This is a genomic window from Agrobacterium tumefaciens, assembly GCF_013337285.1.
GTDB lineage: Bacteria > Pseudomonadota > Alphaproteobacteria > Rhizobiales > Rhizobiaceae > Agrobacterium > Agrobacterium burrii.
Genome location: NZ_SUPW01000011.1, coordinates 16849 through 34795, shown reverse-complemented (window position 1 = coordinate 34795; position 17947 = coordinate 16849). Strand labels below are relative to the sequence as shown.

Annotated in this window: 17 protein-coding genes; 11 read left to right on the top strand and 6 right to left on the bottom strand. The window is 60.6% G+C overall.

Annotation, left to right across the window (positions count from 1 at the left end; all coding sequences use genetic code 11):
* Window positions 1–94 precede the first annotated feature (94 nt).
* Window positions 95–1018 (top strand): helix-turn-helix domain-containing protein, encoded by a 924-nt coding sequence (locus FCH38_RS21695; protein WP_174375126.1) that lies wholly within the window; start codon window positions 95–97, stop codon window positions 1016–1018.
* On the opposite strand, the gene FCH38_RS21690 is transcribed toward FCH38_RS21695, so the two are convergent.
* Window positions 988–1749 carry an IclR family transcriptional regulator gene (locus FCH38_RS21690; protein ID WP_174375125.1) on the bottom strand — a complete coding sequence of 254 codons (762 nt, stop codon included), beginning with the start codon at window positions 1747–1749 and terminating at the stop codon, window positions 988–990. The genes FCH38_RS21695 and FCH38_RS21690 overlap by 31 nt on opposite strands.
* A gap of 139 nt (window positions 1750–1888) precedes the next feature.
* On the opposite strand from FCH38_RS21690, the gene FCH38_RS21685 reads away from it, so the two are divergent.
* The 10 genes from FCH38_RS21685 (at window position 1889) to FCH38_RS21640 (ending at window position 12321) form a co-directional block, all read left to right on the top strand.
* Window positions 1889–2596, top strand: a complete 708-nt coding sequence (locus FCH38_RS21685; RefSeq protein ID WP_174375124.1) for a 3-oxoacid CoA-transferase subunit A — start codon at window positions 1889–1891, stop codon at window positions 2594–2596.
* Window positions 2593–3288 (top strand): CoA transferase subunit B, encoded by a 696-nt coding sequence (locus FCH38_RS21680; protein ID WP_174375123.1) that lies wholly within the window; start codon window positions 2593–2595, stop codon window positions 3286–3288. Before FCH38_RS21685 ends, FCH38_RS21680 begins: the two co-directional genes overlap by 4 nt.
* Window positions 3289–3298: 10 nt before the next feature.
* Entirely contained in the window at window positions 3299–4504 is a 1206-nt protein-coding gene (pcaF, locus tag FCH38_RS21675; protein ID WP_174375122.1) for a 3-oxoadipyl-CoA thiolase, read from the top strand.
* 493 nt (window positions 4505–4997) lie between these two features.
* Window positions 4998–6026, top strand: coding sequence for a LacI family DNA-binding transcriptional regulator (locus tag FCH38_RS21670; protein ID WP_174375121.1), 1029 nt, complete (start codon window positions 4998–5000; stop codon window positions 6024–6026).
* Window positions 6027–6307: 281 nt separating this feature from the next.
* Window positions 6308–7249 (top strand): sugar ABC transporter substrate-binding protein, encoded by a 942-nt coding sequence (locus tag FCH38_RS21665; protein ID WP_174375120.1) that lies wholly within the window; start codon window positions 6308–6310, stop codon window positions 7247–7249.
* 138 nt (window positions 7250–7387) lie between these two features.
* Window positions 7388–8311, top strand: coding sequence for a substrate-binding domain-containing protein (locus FCH38_RS21660; protein ID WP_174375119.1), 924 nt, complete (start codon window positions 7388–7390; stop codon window positions 8309–8311).
* Between the two features lie 46 nt (window positions 8312–8357).
* Window positions 8358–9254, top strand: coding sequence for a sugar phosphate isomerase/epimerase family protein (locus tag FCH38_RS21655; RefSeq protein ID WP_174375118.1), 897 nt, complete (start codon window positions 8358–8360; stop codon window positions 9252–9254).
* Between the two features lie 10 nt (window positions 9255–9264).
* Window positions 9265–10275 carry a Gfo/Idh/MocA family protein gene (locus FCH38_RS21650; RefSeq protein ID WP_174375117.1) on the top strand — a complete coding sequence of 337 codons (1011 nt, stop codon included), beginning with the start codon at window positions 9265–9267 and terminating at the stop codon, window positions 10273–10275.
* Between the two features lie 8 nt (window positions 10276–10283).
* Window positions 10284–11069: a TIM barrel protein gene (locus FCH38_RS21645; protein ID WP_174375116.1), complete on the top strand. Its 786-nt coding sequence runs from the start codon at window positions 10284–10286 to the stop codon at window positions 11067–11069.
* A 205-nt stretch (window positions 11070–11274) separates the two neighbouring features.
* Complete coding sequence (locus FCH38_RS21640; protein WP_174375115.1) at window positions 11275–12321, top strand: LacI family DNA-binding transcriptional regulator; 1047 nt, start codon at window positions 11275–11277, stop codon at window positions 12319–12321.
* Between the two features lie 9 nt (window positions 12322–12330).
* Here FCH38_RS21640 and FCH38_RS21635 read toward each other — a convergent pair whose 3' ends face one another.
* From FCH38_RS21635 to FCH38_RS21615, 5 genes are read right to left on the bottom strand one after another with little or no spacing between them, the layout of a single operon-like run.
* A complete protein-coding gene (locus FCH38_RS21635) occupies window positions 12331–13389 on the bottom strand; it encodes a carbohydrate ABC transporter permease (protein ID WP_174375114.1) in 1059 nt (352 codons plus the stop codon).
* 2 nt (window positions 13390–13391) lie between these two features.
* The gene (locus FCH38_RS21630; protein ID WP_174375113.1) at window positions 13392–14387 is read right to left on the bottom strand and encodes a carbohydrate ABC transporter permease; all 996 of its coding nucleotides are present in this window, start codon (window positions 14385–14387) and stop codon (window positions 13392–13394) included.
* Between the two features lies 1 nt (window position 14388).
* Complete coding sequence (locus FCH38_RS21625) at window positions 14389–15495, bottom strand: ABC transporter ATP-binding protein (protein ID WP_174375112.1); 1107 nt, start codon at window positions 15493–15495, stop codon at window positions 14389–14391.
* Entirely contained in the window at window positions 15483–16847 is a 1365-nt protein-coding gene (locus tag FCH38_RS21620) for a glycoside hydrolase family 28 protein (protein WP_174375111.1), read from the bottom strand. The genes FCH38_RS21625 and FCH38_RS21620 overlap by 13 nt, the downstream gene beginning before the upstream one ends.
* The gene (locus tag FCH38_RS21615; protein ID WP_174375110.1) at window positions 16844–17938 is read right to left on the bottom strand and encodes a glycoside hydrolase family 88 protein; all 1095 of its coding nucleotides are present in this window, start codon (window positions 17936–17938) and stop codon (window positions 16844–16846) included. The genes FCH38_RS21620 and FCH38_RS21615 overlap by 4 nt, the downstream gene beginning before the upstream one ends.
* Window positions 17939–17947: the final 9 nt, after the last annotated feature.

Below are 17947 nucleotides of genomic sequence, written 5' to 3'. Positions count from 1 at the left end.
GGTCAAGAAATTGACCAAGGCGGGCCACAAGCTCAATGGACTTTCTGATCCGTAAGTTGCACAATCCGACCATCAGACGGGGGAGTGTGCTGAGATGCGGGTTGCTGCAAATGAGGGGCTTTATGGCGAAGAAGCAGCGCAAGGCACTGATTTTCGCTTCCATTGTGAGACGCTTTTTTCAAGAAGCAGCTTGCACCGCTTCGAAATCGGGTTGCATCGCCATTCCGCCTTTCTGCAAATCTTGTACATTTTTGGCGGCGAGGGCGATGCATTGCTGGGTGGCCGTATCGAGCCTATCCGCCCGCCGGTCGCCATCATCGTGCCGCCGGGTTTCGAACACGGCTTCCGTTTTTCACGCGATATTGGTGGAGTGATCGTCACCATGTTGCCGGGCGCGCTGCCGGCATCGGTGCAGGCGCTTTTGCTGCGCAATTTCCAGCGGCCAGTGCTCCTGCCGTTGCGGGATTTTGCTGAGGAAGAATGCCTGCGCCAAGGTTTCGAACGGATTTCCGCCGAATATGAGGCCCGTGAGATCGGCCGGGATGCGATGATCGAAGGCCAGCTCGCCACCGTCGTCACGCTTTTGACGCGGGCGGCGCGCCCGCTTCTGGAAACGAGTGGCGAAGGCCTTGCGGAGCAGCGTTTCGAACGGTTGCTGTCGCTGATCGCCCGCCATATCCGCGAGCCGCAAAAAGCCGGGTTTTATGCCAAGAAGGTCGGCCTGTCCGAGACTCATCTCAACCGTCTGGTCCGCTCGGTTTCCGGCCTCAGCCTGCAGCGGCTGATCGCTAAGCGTCAGATCGAGATAGCCCAGCAGGAACTGATCTTCACCGTCTCGAGCGTGCAGATGATCGCCGAAGGGCTGGGCTTTGCCGATCCCGCCTATTTCAATCGCTTCTTCAGGCGTGAGACAGGCATGACGCCGCGCGCCTGGCGGGTCGCCGAACAGCAGAAAATAGGCGATTCCGGCGCGCGGCAGAAAGAGCCTCAGACCAGCATTCTCGCCAGTTCCCGCTGAACGGCAAGAAGTTCCGGCAGGTAGCGTTCCACCAGATCCTCCATCGAGGCCACCGAGGCGGCGAGCCCGACATTGAGCGCGGCGACCGTCTGGCCGCGCACGCTTTTCAGCGGCACGGCGATGGAGCGAAGACCGATTTCGACTTCCTGATCGATCAGCGCATAACCGCGATGGCCGGTCGCCTCAATCTCGGCGAGCAGGGCGTCCATGCTGGTGATCGTTCTTTCCGTGCGGGCGACCAGGCGGGAGGCCTCGAGGATTTCGTGTTGCCGCTCGTTTGGCTGCGCCGAAAGAAGAACGCGGCCCATGGAGGTGCAATAAGCGGGCAGGCGTGAGCCCGGCATCAGCGCAATCGACATGACGCGTTGCTGGGCGGCGCGCGCCACATAAACGATCTCGGTCTCATCCAGAATGGAGACTGAGGTGCTCTGGCCAATCTCCTCCGACAGGCGGTCTAGCAGCGGCTGCACGATCTTCGGCAGCGGCATTGTGGCCAGACAGCCGGTGCCGAGCCGTAGCACCTTGGGTGTGACGGTGAAGAATTTGCCGTCATAAGCCGCATAACCGAGTTCCGAAAGCGTGAGCAGACAGCGCCGTGTCGTCGCACGATCAAGCCCGGCGATCTCGGCGGCATCGGAAATAGAAAGCCGTGGACGCTCGGCGCTGAAGGCCTCGATCACCCGCAATCCCTTGGCGAGACCGCCCATCATGTCTCTTTCACTGACGGCCATGCTCAAGCTCCATTTGTGCGATATACGAACAAAAATCATATAACGCACAAAATTCTTGCCGTCGAGGCATTTTCGGCTTTACCTCATGGCCAAGCAGCCTTGTCGGTTCCATCCGCACGGCTGGATGGAGGTTTTAAGAATGGACAAGACAATCAAGAGTGCTGAAGAGGCGCTTTCCGGCATCGGTGATGGTGCGACGATCATGATCGGCGGTTTCGGCGGATCTGGCGCGCCGATCGAGTTGATCCATGCGCTTATAGACAAAGGGCCGAAGAACCTGACGGTCATCAACAACAATGCCGGCAATGGCCGCATTGGCATCGCCGCGATGATCGACGCTGGCATGGTCAGGAAAATGATCTGCTCCTTCCCGCGCTCTTCCGATCCCCGCGCCTTTACAGACCGATATCTGGCCGGCGAAATCGAATTGGAACTGGTGCCGCAAGGGACGCTCGCCGAGCGCATCCGCGCTGGCGGCGCGGGCATTCCGGCCTTCTACACCCCGACCGGCTTCGGCACCGAATTGGCGCAAGGCAAGGTCATAGCAGAATTCGACGGCCGCTCTTACGTGCAGGAGCGCTGGCTGAAGGCAGATTTCGCCATCGTCAAGGCCGAACTTGGCGATACTTATGGCAACCTCACCTACAACAAGGCCGGGCGCAATTTTAACCCGCTGATGTGCATGGCCGCAAAGACGACCATCGCGCAGGTTTCCAGGATCGTCGCCGCCGGAGAGATCGACCCGGAGCATGTCGTTACCCCCGGTATTTTTGTGAACGGCGTCGTGGAAATCCCCGATCCGCAACAGGAAGAAGTCCTCATTCGTGCGGGAGTAGCATACGCATGACCCAGACCATCGACACCCGCGAAGACATCAAGCTCTCCAATGCCCAGATCGCCTGGCGTGCGGCGCAGGACATCGAGGACGGTGCTTACGTCAACCTTGGCATCGGCTTTCCGGAAATGGTGGCGCGTTATCAGCCGCCCGGCCGTCAGGCGATCTTCCACACTGAAAATGGCATCCTGAATTTCGGCGAAGCGCCGCGGGAAGGCGAGGAGGACTGGAACCTCATCAATGCCGGCAAGAAGGCCGTGACGCTGAAACCCGGTGCCGCCTTCTTCCACCATGCCGACAGCTTCGCCATGGTGCGCGGCGGGCATCTGGATGTGGCGATCCTCGGAGCCTATCAGGTGGCGCAGAATGGCGATCTCGCCAATTGGCGCGTCGGCTCCAGGGGCGTGCCGGCCGTCGGCGGGGCCATGGATCTGGTGCATGGCGCCAAGCAGGTCTTCGTCATCACCGAACATGTCACCAAGAATGGCGAACCGAAGCTCGTTGAGACATGCGCTTTTCCGCTCACCGGCGTCGGCTGCATCACCCGCATCTATACCAGCCATGCCGTCATCGACGTGGTGGATGGCCGTTTTGTGCTGCGCGAAAAACTGCCGGCGATGACGTTTGAGGAATTGCAGGCCATGACCGGTGCGCCACTGCATGTGGATGACGAGATAATCGATCTCGTCGCCCCGGAACTGTGAGGAAAAACCGATGACCGACGCATTCATCTGCGATTATATCCGCACGCCCATCGGCCGCTTCGGCGGCGCGCTATCTTCGGTGCGGGCCGACGATCTTGGGGCGGTGCCTCTCAAGGCATTGATGGAACGCAATCCGTCCATCGACTGGGAAGCCGTCGAGGATGTGATCTTCGGCTGCGCCAATCAGGCGGGCGAGGACAACCGCAACGTGGCGCGCATGTCGTTGCTGCTCGCCGGCCTGCCGGTCTCGGTGACCGGAACGACGATCAACCGGCTGTGCGGCTCGGGCATGGACGCCGTCATTGCGGCCGCCCGCGCCGTGAAATCGGGAGAGGCGGAGCTGATGATCGCCGGTGGCGTGGAAAGCATGAGCCGCGCGCCCTTCGTTCTGCCAAAGGCGGAAAGCGCCTTTTCGCGCAATGCTGAAATCTATGACACCACCATCGGCTGGCGTTTCGTCAACCCGCTGATGAAGGCGCAATATGGCGTCGATTCCATGCCGGAAACCGGTGACAATGTGGCCGTCGATTATCAGGTCTCGCGGGAGGATCAGGATGCCTTTGCCGTGCGCAGCCAGCAGAAGGCGGCAGCAGCGCAGGCTAATGGCCGGCTCGACAAGGAAATTTTCTCGGTGACGATCCCGCAGCGCAAGGGCGATCCGCTTGTCGTGTTGAAGGACGAACATCCCCGGGAGACCAGTCTCGAAACGCTGGCGAAGCTGAAACCGGTGAACAAGCGCGATGGCGCGACGGTGACGGCGGGCAATGCCTCCGGTGTCAATGATGGTGCGGCCGCGCTCATCATCGCTTCGGCGGAAGCGGCGAAGAAATATGGGCTCACCCCCATTGCCCGCATCCTCGGTGGTGCCGCCGCCGGTGTGCTACCGCGCGTGATGGGCATCGGCCCGGCCCCGGCCTCGGCCAAGCTCCTGACGCGGCTCGGGTTGACGCAGGAACAGCTTGACGTGATCGAGCTGAACGAGGCCTTCGCCAGTCAGGGACTTGCGACGCTGCGCCAGCTCGGCATTGCCGATGACGATGCGCGTGTGAATGCCAATGGCGGCGCGATCGCGCTTGGCCATCCGCTCGGCATGTCGGGTGCCCGCATTGCCGGCACGGCGGCGCTTGAACTTTCGCTGACGGGCAAGCGGCTAGCGCTCGCTACCATGTGCATCGGTGTCGGGCAGGGTATTGCCGTGGCGCTGGAGCGAGTCTGACCGGATAGCGGCATTCGGTATCGGGATACGGGGCGAGTGCCGTCGTGATACGGTGCGGATGCTGCTGTAAAATGGGGTGAATGCCGCTGACTCAGTTTCATTACGCGTGATTGAGATCATTCAAGCCGCGCTGGCCGACGATTTTCTCGCCTTGGCTCATACCAACCGTGCCCTCCCCATTTACCCTCGTTCCTGTGCTTTTCACAGGAATCCGGCCGACGTGCGTCTGCACCGCGAAAGAACCCCTTCAGCCCTAGGACTTGGGCTGGCTGGATCTCTGTGACAAGCACAGAGATGAGGGAAGGAGGTGTGGCGGACTAGTCGTAGCGGCTAGTCGCGGTGGATGGTAAAGCAGGCGCCATACAGAAGACGCGGCCTCAGCGTTTTCCCATGACGCTTCCCGCCATATTCCTCAGCCCATGTTGGATTCCATCATTATCCGTGACATGTTTTGCGAGATATGACAGGAATCTTTCCGCCTGCGGGAGCCAACATGAAGCGTCCGACCATCACCGATGTCGCAAAAGCCGCGAGCGTCAGCGTCGCCACCGTCGACCGGGTACTGAACGGCCGCCTGCCGGTGCGGGAGGAAACCGCGCGGCGGGTATTCGAGGCGGCGGAGAAGATCGGCTTTCACGCCACCAACATCATTCGCCAGCGCATGCTGGCCGATATGCCGTCCTATAGTCTCGGCATCATCCTGCGCAAGGAACGGCATGCTTTCTACCAGACCTTTGCCGACGAGCTGGAGCTTGCGGCGCGCAACATCCGGGATCGCCACCTCAACCTGCGTATTGAATTCGCCCAGTCGGGGGAGCCGGCTGAGCTTGCAGCGTTGCTGACAGGCATGAAGGGCCGCGTGCAGGCGGTTGCCGCCACGGGGCCGGACCATCACGATGTTACGGCCGCCGTCGAGGCTTTGAAAGCCAAAGGCATTCCGACGTTTTCGTTGCTGTCCGATTTTGCCCAAGGCGTGAGGGAGGCGTATCTCGGCGCCAACAATATGAAGGTTGGGCGCACGGCCGCCTGGATGATTTCGCAGCTGGCGCGCAGCAGGGGCAAGGTGCTTTTGCTGCTGGGCGGCCACCGGTTCCACGGCCATTCGCTGCGCGAAACGGGCTTTCGCAGCTACATGCGGGAATATGCGCCGGAATTCGAGGTGATGGATGCCCTCATCACGCTCGAAACGCGTCGCCTGACCTATGAGCTTGTCATGGACACCATCGCCAAGCACCGGGATCTCGTCGGCATCTATTGCATCGGCGGCGGCATGGAAGGGGTGGTCGAGGCCATGCAGCAAGAAAACAAGCAGGAGACAATCGTCTGTCTCGTGAATGAACTCACGCCCGAGTCCCGTCAGGCACTGCTGGAAAGGCGCATCAGCGGCGTCTTCCAGACACCGCTTCGCGAGTTGTGCACCGACCTTCTTGCCACCATGGTCCACACCATCGAACACGGTATTGCGGAAACGCCGGGACAGCGTTTTGTGCCTGCGCATCTGTGGGTTCCTGAGAGCCTTTGATGGTTTGATGGATTCCATCATAAATCCGATGCCGTTTCTATCAGGCTTGATGGTTTCGGTGGTCCCTGACGCGTTGACGCCGGGACCGGACTAGGAAATCTTGGCCGCGGGTGGAACGGGCAGGAGGCCGGACCCACACGACATTAGATTATTTCGAGGCTGTTTGACGCTGCGAGTTTTCCTTCGCGGCGAAGGCCAGCTTTTGCCGGAAGACGGTGGTGGCGCGATGCGCTCAAGCCGGCTCGACCGGTTCTTTTCAAAGGGGTTTGGAGGAGAACGACATGAAAAGACATTTCGCAATTGCAGCTTTCGCCGCGATGCTGGCAACGGGCGCATCGGCGCAGACCGTCGGGGTTTCTATGGCCCTGTTCGACGATAATTTCCTGACCGTGCTGCGCAACGGCATGATTGATTATTCCAAGGGCATGAGCGGCGTTTCGCTGCAGGTCGAGGATGCGCAGAACGATGTCGGCAAGCAGCTGAGTCAGGTGCAGAACTTCGTCGCCGCCGGTGTCGATGCCATCATCGTCAATCCGGTGGATACGGACGCGACCGTGGCGCTTTCGCAGGCCGCTGCCGCCGCGGGCATTCCGCTCGTTTACGTCAACCGCCAGCCGGTCAATCTAGACAGCCTGCCGGAAAAACAGGCCTTCGTCGCCTCCGATGAAAAACAGTCGGGCACGTTGCAGACGCAGGAAGTCTGCCGGCTGTTGAAGGAGGCGGGCAAGACGGAAGCCAGGGCCGTGGTGATGATGGGCGAGCTTTCCAACCAGGCGGCGCGTATGCGCACGCAGGATATCAAGGATGTCGTTGCCACGCCTGATTGCAGCTTCATCAAGCTTGTCGAGGAACAATCCGCCAACTGGTCGCGCACGCAAGGGTCGGACCTGATGACCAACTGGCTTTCAGCCGGCGTTGAGTTCGATGCCGTCATTTCCAACAATGACGAGATGGCCATCGGCGCTATCCAGTCGCTGAAGGCGGCGGGCCGGTCGATGGACAGCGTCATCATCGCCGGCATCGACGCCACGCAGGACGCGCTTGCCGCCATGGCGGCGGGGGATCTGGATGTGAGCGTTTTCCAGAATGCCGCAGGACAGGGCAAGGGTGCTCTCGATGCGGCGCTGAAACTCGCCAAGGGTGAGACGATCGACAAGAAGGTCTTCGTTCCCTTCGAACTGGTGACGCCTGACAACCTCAAGAGCTATCAGGCCAAAAACTGAGCCATGGCCTTGCCTTGGCGGCTTCTCCGCTCCCGGGGAGTGCCGCCGGGTAGGCCGAACGCGCCGGAGCCGGCAGGATCGCCGGCTCCGGCGATACAGAATGAAGCAATCAGCAGCGATTTTCCGTGGGAGGAAACTTTGAAAAAACTATTGATAGCGACGGCGCTCTGCATCTTCGCGACACCGGCGCTTGCCGAGACCCGCGTTGCAGTCTCGATGACGTCTTTCGACAATCCGTTTCTGACGATCCTGCTCAACGGTATCAGGGCAGAAGCCGGGCGCGATAAAAACATCGAGCTTCTGGTTGAGGATGCCCAGCTTGATCCGTCAAAGCAGCTCAATCAGGTGCAGAATTTCATCGCCAATGGTGTCGACGCGATCATCGTCAATGCGGTGGATGGCGATGCCACTGCCGCAATCACCAAGGCCGCATCAGCCGCAAAAATTCCGCTGGTTTATGTCAACCATCCGCCGGCCGAGCTGGAAACCGGCCTGCCTGACGGAACGGCCTTTGTCGGTTCCAACGAACTCGATTCCGGCACCATGGAAGCTGAAGCCGCCTGCAAGCTGATGGGTGGCAAGGGCAAGGCCGTCATCCTGATGGGACCATTGGAAAACCATGCGGCGCTGGTGCGCACCAGGGATGTCGAAACGGTATTTTCCAAACCGGAATGCAAGATCGAAATCCTCGAAAAGCAGACGGCGAATTGGAGCCGCACGCAGGCGCAGGACCTCGTATCCTCCTGGCTGACGGCGGGCATCCAGTTCGATGCCGTCATCGCCAATAATGATGAAATGGCGATCGGAGCCGCGCAGGCGCTCAAAGCAGCGGGCGTTTCCATGAAGGATGTCGTCATTGCCGGCATCGACGCCACGCCGGATGGTCTTGCCGCCATGCAGGCCGGCGATCTCGATATCACCGTTTACCAGAATGCGACGAAGCAGGGGGAGGTCTCCGTCCAGACGGCGGTGAAGGCCGCTGCCGGGCAAAGCACTGAGAAGACGATCTGGGTGCCGTTCGAACTCGTTACACCGGAAAATATGTCCGCCTACGCGAAATAGACAGGGCTTCGGCCCCGGTCTTTTTATCCCTCCACTGGAAACAGCCATGAAACATACGCTTGATCCCCACATGTTCCGGCATCTCTCGTTGCCTGAGACCTGCCGCAAGGTCGCCGAACTCGGTTATGATTACGTCGAACTTTCGCCGCGCCCGGATTTCCTTTCCTGGTGGACACGGCCCAAGGTCTATCCCGAACGGGTCGCCGAATTCAAAAAGTCGTTGAAGGACCATGGGATCGGTCTCGCCACGCTGCAGCCGATGTATCGCTGGGCAAGCCCCTATCCGGATGAGTGGGAAGTGGCGATCGACAACTGGAAACGCGCCATCGAGATCGCGGTCGAGATGGAATGCCCGATGTTCGTTTCGGAATTCGGCCGTGGCGGCTCGCCGGAGCGCAGCCTCAACGACCGCTCCGGCCTGCACCGGCCGGAAACCTGCGAGGCGCAGTTCTTCCGCGCCATGGATATTCTGGTGCCGATCCTCGAGCGGGAAGGGTTGGTGCTGTCGCTGGAGGCGCATCCCGAAGACTGGCTCGAGGAGATCGCCCCGGCCATCGACATCATCAAGACCATCAATTCCAAGGCGGTGAAGGCCTCCTTCATCGCGCCGCACACGTTCTTTTACGGGCCAGACATGGTGGCGAACCTGCGCGCGACGGAGGGCCATCTGGTGCATGTGCGCCTTGCCGATACCTATGATCACAACAAGTCGTCGCAGCTGCGTTACATCGTCAATCCGCCGGGCTCCAAGGTCAGGGTGCACCAGCACACCGATTTCGGCCAGGGCGAGATCGACTGGGAAACCTTCTTTGCGACGCTTGCCGACATGAAATTCGATGGCGTGCTGTCGAACTGCGTCTTTGCCTGGGAAGACCGCGTCGATGAAAGCGCGCGGTTCATGCTCAGCGAAACCCGGCGATACGTCGCCAAATACTGGAAATGAGGTTTTTCAGATGACTGTGAGAATTGGTGTCGTCGGCACCGGCGCAATCGGGCGCGATCACGCCCACCGTATCAACAAGGTTCTGGGCGGCGGGAAGATCGTTGCGCTCAGCGACGTCAACCGCGCCTCGGCCGAGGCGGTCAAAAACGATATCGCCGTGGATGCCGTCGTTTTCGCCACCGGCGAAGAGCTGATCGCATCGCCCGATGTGGATGCCGTGCTCGTCACTTCGTGGGGCGCAACCCATGAGCAATATGTGCTGGCGGCCATCGCCGCCGGCAAGCCGTGCTTCTGCGAAAAGCCGCTGGCGACGACGGCCGAAGGTGCAAGGCGCATCGTCGATGCCGAAGTGGCGCACGGCAAGCGGCTGGTTCAGGTGGGCTTCATGCGCCGTTATGACGCCGGGTATGTGGCGCTGAAACAGGCCGTCGATAGCAAGATCGGCGCGCCGATCATGGTGCATGCCGCCCACCGCAACCCGACGGTTCCGGAACAGTACGTCACGCCCATGGCGATCCACGACACGATGATCCATGAGATCGACGTGTTGCGCTGGCTGCTTGACGATGACTATGTTTCGGCCCGAGTTCTCTTTCCCCGCTCCGCTGCCCGCAGCCATGCGAAGCTGAAGGACCCACAGATCGTCATTCTGGAAACGGCCAAGGGCACGATCATCGACGTCGAAATCTTCGTCAATTGCCACTATGGCTATGATATTCAGTGCCAGGTGGTGGGCGAGGACGGCATTGCCAGCCTGCCAGAACCGATGTCGGTTCAGACGCGTCTTGGCGCCAAGCTGCAGAACGATATCCTCACCGACTGGAAGGATCGCTTCATCGCCAGCTACGATGTCGAATTGCAGGATTTCATCCACGCGGCGGCAAAGGGCACGGCCTCGGGACCGAACTCCTGGGACGGCTACGTGGCCGCCATCACCTCCGACGCTTGCGTGGCCGCGCAGGAGAAGGACGGGGCAGCCGTCGCAATCGAGCTTCCCACTCGTCCCGCCCTTTATCAGTGAGGTCTTTCATGCGTTTTGCAATCAACCACATCACCACGCCGAAACGTTCCCTCGAGGAGTTCTTCGCAACCGCTCGTGAACTCGGCCTCACCGAAGTCGAAATCCGCAACGACCTGCCAGACATCGTCGGCACGACGGATCCGGCGGCGGTAAAGGTGGCGGCCGAAAAGGCCGGCGTGACGATCATCTCGATCAATGCGCTTTATCCCTTCAATGTCTGGTCGGGGGATCTGCCGCAGCGCGCCGTTGCCATGGCCGATTATGCCGCGGCAAGCGGCGCGAAGGCGCTCGTCATGTGCCCGCTCAACGATGGAACAGAGGTGTCCTTCGACGATCTCGTGGCGGCGCTGAAGGCCATGAAGCCGATCCTTGAAGAACGCGGGCTGACCGGCCTTGTCGAGCCGCTCGGTTTCCCCATCTCGTCGCTACGCACCAAGGCCGAGGCCATCAAAGCAATCGACGCGGCTGGTGGCGACGATATCTACAAGCTGGTGCACGACACCTTTCACCATCATCTCGCCGGCGAGACTGCGTTCTTCCCCGAGCGTACCGGCCTCGTGCACATTTCCGGCGTAGTCGACCCCACCGTCTCCGTCGCCGACATGCTGGATGCCCACCGTGTTCTGGTGGATGGCAACGACCGGCTGGAAAACATCGCGCAGATCAGGACGCTTGAGGCGACCGGCTACAAGGGTCCTTACAGCTTCGAACCCTTTGCGACGGAAGTGCATGACCTGAAAGACCCCGCCGCTGCGGTGAAGGACAGCATCGACCATATCTCCCAGGCGCTCTGACCGCCTCGCCGCCTGTGGTTCGCCGCGGGCGGCGCTTTATGGTCGGAGATAAAAACCCAGAGAATTCAATTCCGTCTTTACGGATCATGCTGTAGTCTTCCACAGATTAGAGAGCAGCAGACAGGCACGGGTATTCTCCAGATCGACTGCATTGAGCAGGCTTTCTGCCCGCACCGTCCGAAGAAGAGTGGTTGAATTCCCCTTTATGAAAATAGACAGGAAAACGACGCTTAAGGACGTAGCGCGGGAGGCGAATGTATCGCTGAGTACGGCTTCACACGCCATCAACGGTACAGCCCCCTTGACTATTCAGGTTCGCGAGCGAGTGCTGGAGGCGGCCCGCACGCTCGGTTATCTCGAAAACCGCCGGCAGAAGGCGACGATCGCCACTTTGCGTGTCGTGCTTCTCGCCATGACCAATGATGCGGCACCGCAGAGCGATCTCAACATGGTCAGCTGGACGATGCTGAACGGCTTCCGGCGCGAGTGCGAGAAGCGCGGCATTCGTATCGTTCCGTTTGTCAGCACAACGAGCCGGCTCGATCCCGTTGCCGTGGCGCAGGCTGCCGATGCCGACAATGTCGATGGCATCGTGGTTCTCAATGATGACAGGTCGCAACTGGTCGAGGCACTGTCCGCGCTTGGCAGGCCGGTGGTACTGATCAATGGTGAAGACCCGGCCATGATCGTCGATACGGTGACGGCCGAGAACCGTTTTGGTGCGCGGCTTGGTATCGAGCATCTTCTTTCCCTCGGGCATCGCAATATCCTGCATGTCACCTGGAAGGGCCGCACGACGATCCGCCGGCGGTTTGATGGCTATAGCGATGCCTTTCTGGCGGCGGGCCTGACAGTTCCGGCCAATATGGTCATCGAGGTGGAAAGCTACGAGCCGGAATGGGGCGAGGTCGCGATCCGCCGCCTGCTGGCCGAGCAGCGCCCGCTTAGAAACGCTACCGCGATTTTCTGCGCTGCCGATAATCTGGCGCTAGGCTGTCTGAAGGCCCTGACGGAAGCTGGTATCCGCGTTCCAGAGGATATCTCGGTGCTGGGTTTCGACGATATCATGCCGGCCGCCTTCAGCGCGCCGCCGCTCAGCACTATTCAATTGCCGGCGGACAGGCTGGGCGGTGCGGCACTTTCGCTTTTGGAGCAGCGGCTTGTGGCGGCTGATCCGACCCGGCCGGCGCACCGGCTGGAACTCGGCTGTCGCCTCGTGCTGAGGGGCAGCATTGCGCCGCCCCCCAAATGATGTTGCAGTTTATTTCATGCCCGTGCCGGCAATCCCTGTCGTGATGTAGCGTTGCAGGAACAGGAAGACGACGGTAACAGGCGCCAGGCTGAGGAAGGTCATGGCGAGGATATAGTGCCATTGCACCGAGAACTCGCCCTGGAAGGCGTTCAGCCCCACCTGCAGCGTGAAGTTTTCGCGGCTGCTGAGGACGATCAGCGGCCAGAGGAAGTCGTTCCAGCGCCACAGAACCGAGAAGATGGCGAGAACCGCGAGCGCCGGCGCCGTCAGCGGCAGAATGATGCGCCAGAAAATGCGGAATTCGCTGGCGGCATCGACGCGGGCCGCCTCGATCAGCTCGTCGGGAATGGTCAGCATATATTGCCGCAGCAGGAACACGCCGGTTGGCGTCGCGACGGTAGGGATGATGACGCCCCAGAGATTATCGACGAGGCCGACGCCGACGATGACGAGATAGGCCGGCACCATGACGACGGTGAGCGGGATCATCAGGGTCGAGATGATCAGCACGAAGATCGCCTTCTCGCCGCGGAAGCGGTATTTCGACAGCGCAAAGGCCGCCATGGCATTGACAATCAGGGTCAGAACGGTCGCGACGAAGGTGACGAAGACCGAGTTCTTAAGAAAGGTCAGGAAGCTGAACCGGGTCAGCGGATCGGTGAAGTTTTCCGTCGCGATGGTCAGTTTCTGGACAGGCGTTATTTCGCGCGTATCGACGCTGACGGGTGGGCCGGGATTGGCGGGGTCCACCATCTGGGCTTTGAGGCCGACACGGCGGACCATGGCCATTTCCCGCTCTACACCATCTATGGTGGCTTTCCAGACACTGAGCGGCTTGTCATAACCCTGCACCTCCACCTGCACGGCGGCGCGCGGCAGAAGGCTCGGTGGAAACCGGGTGATTTCGGCTTCCGGCTTTAGCGATGACATGGCGGCCCAGACGACCGGGATGAGGACGGCGAGTGTGCCGCCGATGAGCCAGACCCATGAGAGAATATCGGTAAGGCCGATCCGGCCGGGGCGGCGGGTTCGCGTCAGGAACGCGACGGCGTTGAGGTTGCCGGACATGATCAGGACTCCATCTTTTTGCCGAGGCGCAATTGCACGAGCGTCAGCGCGAGAAGAACAAGACCCATGAGAACCGATGCGGCGGATGCTAGGCCGAATAGCCTGAGATCGCTGCCAAAGGCCATCTGGTAGATATATTGCACCACAAATGTATTGGCCGTTCCCGGTCCGCCACCATTGGTCAGAACCCATGCTTCATCAAATATTTGCACCGAGCGGATCATCAACAGGATCAGGACGACGAGAAGGTTGGGGGCAAGCAGCGGCAAGGTGATGCGCAACAGCGTGCGCCGGGGCGAGGCCGCGTCGATGGCTGCTGCTTCATAGAGGTCTTTCGGAATGGCCTGCAGGCCGGCCAGCAGGATGAGCGTATAAAAGCCCATATGGAACCAGACTGAAACCACCACCACGAAGAAGCGCGACCAGCCGACATCCAGCAGGAAGATTTCCGGCGGCACGCCGAGCATTTGCAGGAAGGCGTTCAGCAGGCCGTTGCGGTCAAGGAACCATTTCCAGATGAGGCCGATGACAACCGGCGACAGCAGCACTGGATAAAAGAACATGGCGCGGAAGAAACCGCGCGCCGCTATCGCCCGGTTGAGGATGAGCGCTGTGATGAGGGCGACCAGCAGCGTGGCGACGACGTTGAAGCCGACGAACCACAGCGTGTTCCAGATCGCCGTCCAGAACAGCGATTCCCGGCAGCTGCCCGGATCCATGTAACTCTGGCAATCAAGCAACTTGCCGAAATTTTCGAGCCCCACGAAAGGGCGGTCGCTGATCAGGAGTTCGGTGCCGCCGGTGAAGGCGTAACTGACGGCAATCGCAATCGGCAGGAAGGTGAAGATGCCGAACAGAACAAGGTTCGGCATCAGGAAAATATAAGGCATGCGCTTCTTGCCGATCACCCGCTCGATCAGGTTGAGCGGCACTTCGGCGATGGCCATCACGGCATCTAGAGCGCGGTCGGACAGTCTCGCAAGCTTTGGATTGGCCATGCTACCCTCTCCCCTCGCTATTGAGACGCGGCAGCGCCAGTTCGGTGGCGGGGTCGAAGACATGCACCCTTTCACGCGCCGGCATGATCTTCAGCACAGCACCGGAGGCAGGCGCGAAATGGCCCGTCTGATGCACGATGATCTGCTCTTTCTGGCCTTGAAGATTGCCATAGAGATACGTCTCTGTGCCGAGGCTTTCGTGGTACTGAACCTCAAAGGGCAGGCCGGCATGGTCCGTGACCGTGAAATGCGAAGGGCGGATGCCCGCCAGCATCGCCTGTCCGGGGCCGACGGCGGCCGGATCGACAAGGCAGGGCAATGGCGTGCCATATCCGGCGTCGATTTCCAGATTGCCGTCGCTGCCGGTGACGATTGTTCCTTTCAGGATATTCATGCGCGGCGAGCCGAGGAAACCGGCGACGAAGAGGTTGCGCGGATTGTCGAAAAGCTGAAGCGGGCTGCCCACCTGCTCGATGCGCCCGGCGCGCAGCACCACGATCTTGTCGGCCATGGTCATCGCTTCCACCTGATCATGCGTCACATAGATCATCGTCGTCTTGATATCGCGATGCAGCCGCGTGATTTCGGCGCGTGTCTGAACGCGCAACGCCGCATCGAGGTTCGACAGCGGCTCGTCGAACAGAAAGATATCCGGCTCGCGCACGATGGCGCGGCCGATGGCGACGCGCTGGCGCTGGCCGCCGGAAAGCTGTTTCGGTTTGCGGTCGAGATAGGGTTCTATGGCCAGCATCCGCGCCGCTTCGTTGATGCGGCTTTCGATTTCCGCCCGCTTGAAGCGCAGGTTTTCCAGACCGAAGGCAAGGTTCTTGCGCACGCTCATATGCGGATAAAGCGCGTAGGACTGGAAGACCATGGCGATCTTGCGCTCGGCCGGCGACAGCGCGCTGACATCGCGCCCGCCAATGCCGATGGTGCCGGAGGACACATCCTCAAGACCGGCGATGATGCGCAGCAGCGTCGATTTTCCGCAGCCCGAGGGGCCAACAAAAACGACGAACTCCCCGTTCTCGATCTGAAGATCGATATCATGCAGCACATGAACGGCACCGAATGCCTTGTTGAGGTTTTCTAGCTTCAGACTTCCCATGACGTGCTCCCTTCGGGCAAGTTCGTCATCGCGACGATCTCTTGTTTGTTCCAGCCCTCGGGCAAGGGCATCGCTCTTCTAACGGCGACATCGCGCGCCGAAAATCCCTCTACGCCGGAGAGATAGACCGCAGGCATTCCGCCGGGATAATTCTCCAGTCCGACGATCCTGCCTTCGGTATCTCGCGTCCAGGCATTGGCGCGACCGGCGGCATCGGGGCTTGGCGCGATATCCGCATTGGTCGGGCGCAGGTCATATTGCAGGCCGGTGCCGAGCTTGCCGGGCTGCTGCGACAGCGAGATGCGCTCCAGCGTGACATTGTGAATGCCGGCCTTCGAGGTGGCGACGAGGTTGATCGCACCTTCCATCGAGCCGCTCAGATCTTCGACAACAAGGTTTTCCACACTGCCGGCCTGACGTTCGGGGCGGCGATCGACGACCGTGACGGTCACCGCTTCGCCAGAGCCCCAGAAGCCGCCGGGCGTTTCATGGCACTCGGCCTCGATCCGCGAAAAGCGGATGTTGCGCATAGCGCCGCCATCGCGGGAGAAAAGGCCGATGCCGCGATTGGATTCAACGATTTTGCAATCCTCGAAAACCACATTGGTGAAATCGCCGAAGGATTCCGTGCCGAGTTTAACGGCGCAGCTGACGCTCGAGACCGTGCAGCGGCGGACCGCGATATTATCGCAGACGCCGACGGCGTTGCCATCCGGCCCCGCACTTGTTTTCAGGCAGATGCCGTCATCGGCGGTTGAGATGAAGCAATCCTCGATCAGCGCACGCCGGCAGGCGTCCAGCACGATGCCATCCGTATTGGGCAGGCGGCGGTCATTTTCGATGCGGACATTCCGGAAAACAAGATCGTCGCAATCGACCATGTGCAGCGTCCACATCGGCGAACCACTGACGAAGAGGTTCTCGAGGCGCACATTCAGGCAGGATTCCAGCACGATGACACGCGGACGGCGCGCCGCCGGGATATAGGTTCCCATGGCCTCGTCATCGCCGATAATGAAGTTCTTGCCGCCCGCCTCGATGCAGCCGGGACCGGTGATGGCGATGTTGCTTGCTCGCCGGGCAATGATCATGCCGCGGTTGGACGCTTCGGCGATGACGGAAACTGTCGTATGGGCATAGGCCTCGTAATCGGAGACGGGTGCAAGCACCGCATCTTCGGCAAGATGCAGCTCCACGCCGCTCTTGAGATGAAGGCCGCCGCTGACATGGCGTCCGGCCGAAAGCGACACGCGCCCGCCGCCCGCCGCCGAGACCGTATCGATCGCCCGCTGGATGTCGGCCGTGGCGTCGCCGCTTCCGGCTGTTATGGTGATGTCTGGCTGCGCGCTCATGATACCTGCGGCCTTTTCAGGAACACGTCGATCAGGAGGAGCATCGTCAGCGCCTGCCCGTATGGCGTCGGCAGATTGGGAATGCGGCGGTAGAATTCGAGATCATGGCCCATCGGCGTGCCATCGGAGACGCCGTGCACGACGCCTTCATCGTCGATATTGCCAAGCACCGCCTTCAACGCGCGTTCCGCATGGGGGCGGTTTTCTTCGCCGAGAATGCCGGCTTCGATACCGCGCAAAATGCCGTAGGCGATGCCGGCCGTGGCTGATGTTTCCACCGGCGAGGTCGGGTCGTCGAGAAGCGTGTGGAACATGCCGTCCTCGCGCTGATATTGCCGGAGCGACCGCACCTGGCTTGCCAGCACGTTGGCGAGGAAACGCCTGTCCTTTTCGGACAGCGTCGGCACCAGTTCGAAGAGTTCGGGAATGGCGACCGTAATCCAGGAATTGCCGCGCGCCCAGAAGGCGTCGGCGAAGTTGTGGCGACCGTTGAAGGTCCAGCCGTGATACCAGAGCCCGGTGACGGGATCCGACAGATAACGCGTATGGACCATGAACTGGTAGACCGCTTCGTCGATCCAGTCCTGGCGTTTGCAGACGACGCCGGCGCGGGCAAGGAACAGACATGCCATGAACAGCGTGTCGTCCCATAATTCGCCCTCGTTCAGCCGTTCCTTGACGACGTGCTGGAAGCCGCCATCCTCGGTTTTAGGCAATTCATGAACCAGCCAGTCGGCCCAGTCTTCCACCAGCGCCCGGAAATCCGGACGATCGACATGTTCTGTCAGGATGACCAGCGGCAGCATCGGCGCGGAACTGTTGATCTGGCGCGGCGGCAGGCCACGCTCGATCTGCCAGCCATACCATGTCACCAGATCGTCCAATGCCTTCTGGTCGTTGGCGGCCAGCGCCCGGCGCAGGAAGCCGTAAAGGCCGACGCCGACTTCCCAATCCCATTCATCGAACTGGATCTTGCCGTCGGAACTGCCGCTCGCCAGGCCTTCCTGAATGCCCTTGAGGCGGCTGAAGGCGGCGGCGACATTGTCGATCGTCGTCTGAAGAGTGTCTTTTTCCATACTTGGCTGGTTCATCTGGTTATT

What these genes read in the sequence shown, in the direction of transcription:
- FCH38_RS21625 (WP_174375112.1), bottom strand. Translation starts at nt 15,495, where the DNA reads ATGGGAAGTCTGAAGCTAGAAAACCTCAACAAGGCATTCGGTGCCGTT.
- FCH38_RS21620 (WP_174375111.1), bottom strand. Translation starts at nt 16,847, where the DNA reads ATGAGCGCGCAGCCAGACATCACCATAACAGCCGGAAGCGGCGACGCC.
- FCH38_RS21665 (WP_174375120.1), top strand. Translation starts at nt 6,308, where the DNA reads ATGAAAAGACATTTCGCAATTGCAGCTTTCGCCGCGATGCTGGCAACG.
- FCH38_RS21615 (WP_174375110.1), bottom strand. Translation starts at nt 17,938, where the DNA reads ATGAACCAGCCAAGTATGGAAAAAGACACTCTTCAGACGACGATCGAC.
- FCH38_RS21685 (WP_174375124.1), top strand. Translation starts at nt 1,889, where the DNA reads ATGGACAAGACAATCAAGAGTGCTGAAGAGGCGCTTTCCGGCATCGGT.
- FCH38_RS21645 (WP_174375116.1), top strand. Translation starts at nt 10,284, where the DNA reads ATGCGTTTTGCAATCAACCACATCACCACGCCGAAACGTTCCCTCGAG.
- FCH38_RS21695 (WP_174375126.1), top strand. Translation starts at nt 95, where the DNA reads ATGCGGGTTGCTGCAAATGAGGGGCTTTATGGCGAAGAAGCAGCGCAA.
- FCH38_RS21635 (WP_174375114.1), bottom strand. Translation starts at nt 13,389, where the DNA reads ATGTCCGGCAACCTCAACGCCGTCGCGTTCCTGACGCGAACCCGCCGC.
- FCH38_RS21630 (WP_174375113.1), bottom strand. Translation starts at nt 14,387, where the DNA reads ATGGCCAATCCAAAGCTTGCGAGACTGTCCGACCGCGCTCTAGATGCC.
- FCH38_RS21640 (WP_174375115.1), top strand. Translation starts at nt 11,275, where the DNA reads ATGAAAATAGACAGGAAAACGACGCTTAAGGACGTAGCGCGGGAGGCG.
- pcaF (WP_174375122.1), top strand. Translation starts at nt 3,299, where the DNA reads ATGACCGACGCATTCATCTGCGATTATATCCGCACGCCCATCGGCCGC.
- FCH38_RS21650 (WP_174375117.1), top strand. Translation starts at nt 9,265, where the DNA reads ATGACTGTGAGAATTGGTGTCGTCGGCACCGGCGCAATCGGGCGCGAT.
- FCH38_RS21670 (WP_174375121.1), top strand. Translation starts at nt 4,998, where the DNA reads ATGAAGCGTCCGACCATCACCGATGTCGCAAAAGCCGCGAGCGTCAGC.
- FCH38_RS21690 (WP_174375125.1), bottom strand. Translation starts at nt 1,749, where the DNA reads ATGGCCGTCAGTGAAAGAGACATGATGGGCGGTCTCGCCAAGGGATTG.
- FCH38_RS21680 (WP_174375123.1), top strand. Translation starts at nt 2,593, where the DNA reads ATGACCCAGACCATCGACACCCGCGAAGACATCAAGCTCTCCAATGCC.
- FCH38_RS21655 (WP_174375118.1), top strand. Translation starts at nt 8,358, where the DNA reads ATGAAACATACGCTTGATCCCCACATGTTCCGGCATCTCTCGTTGCCT.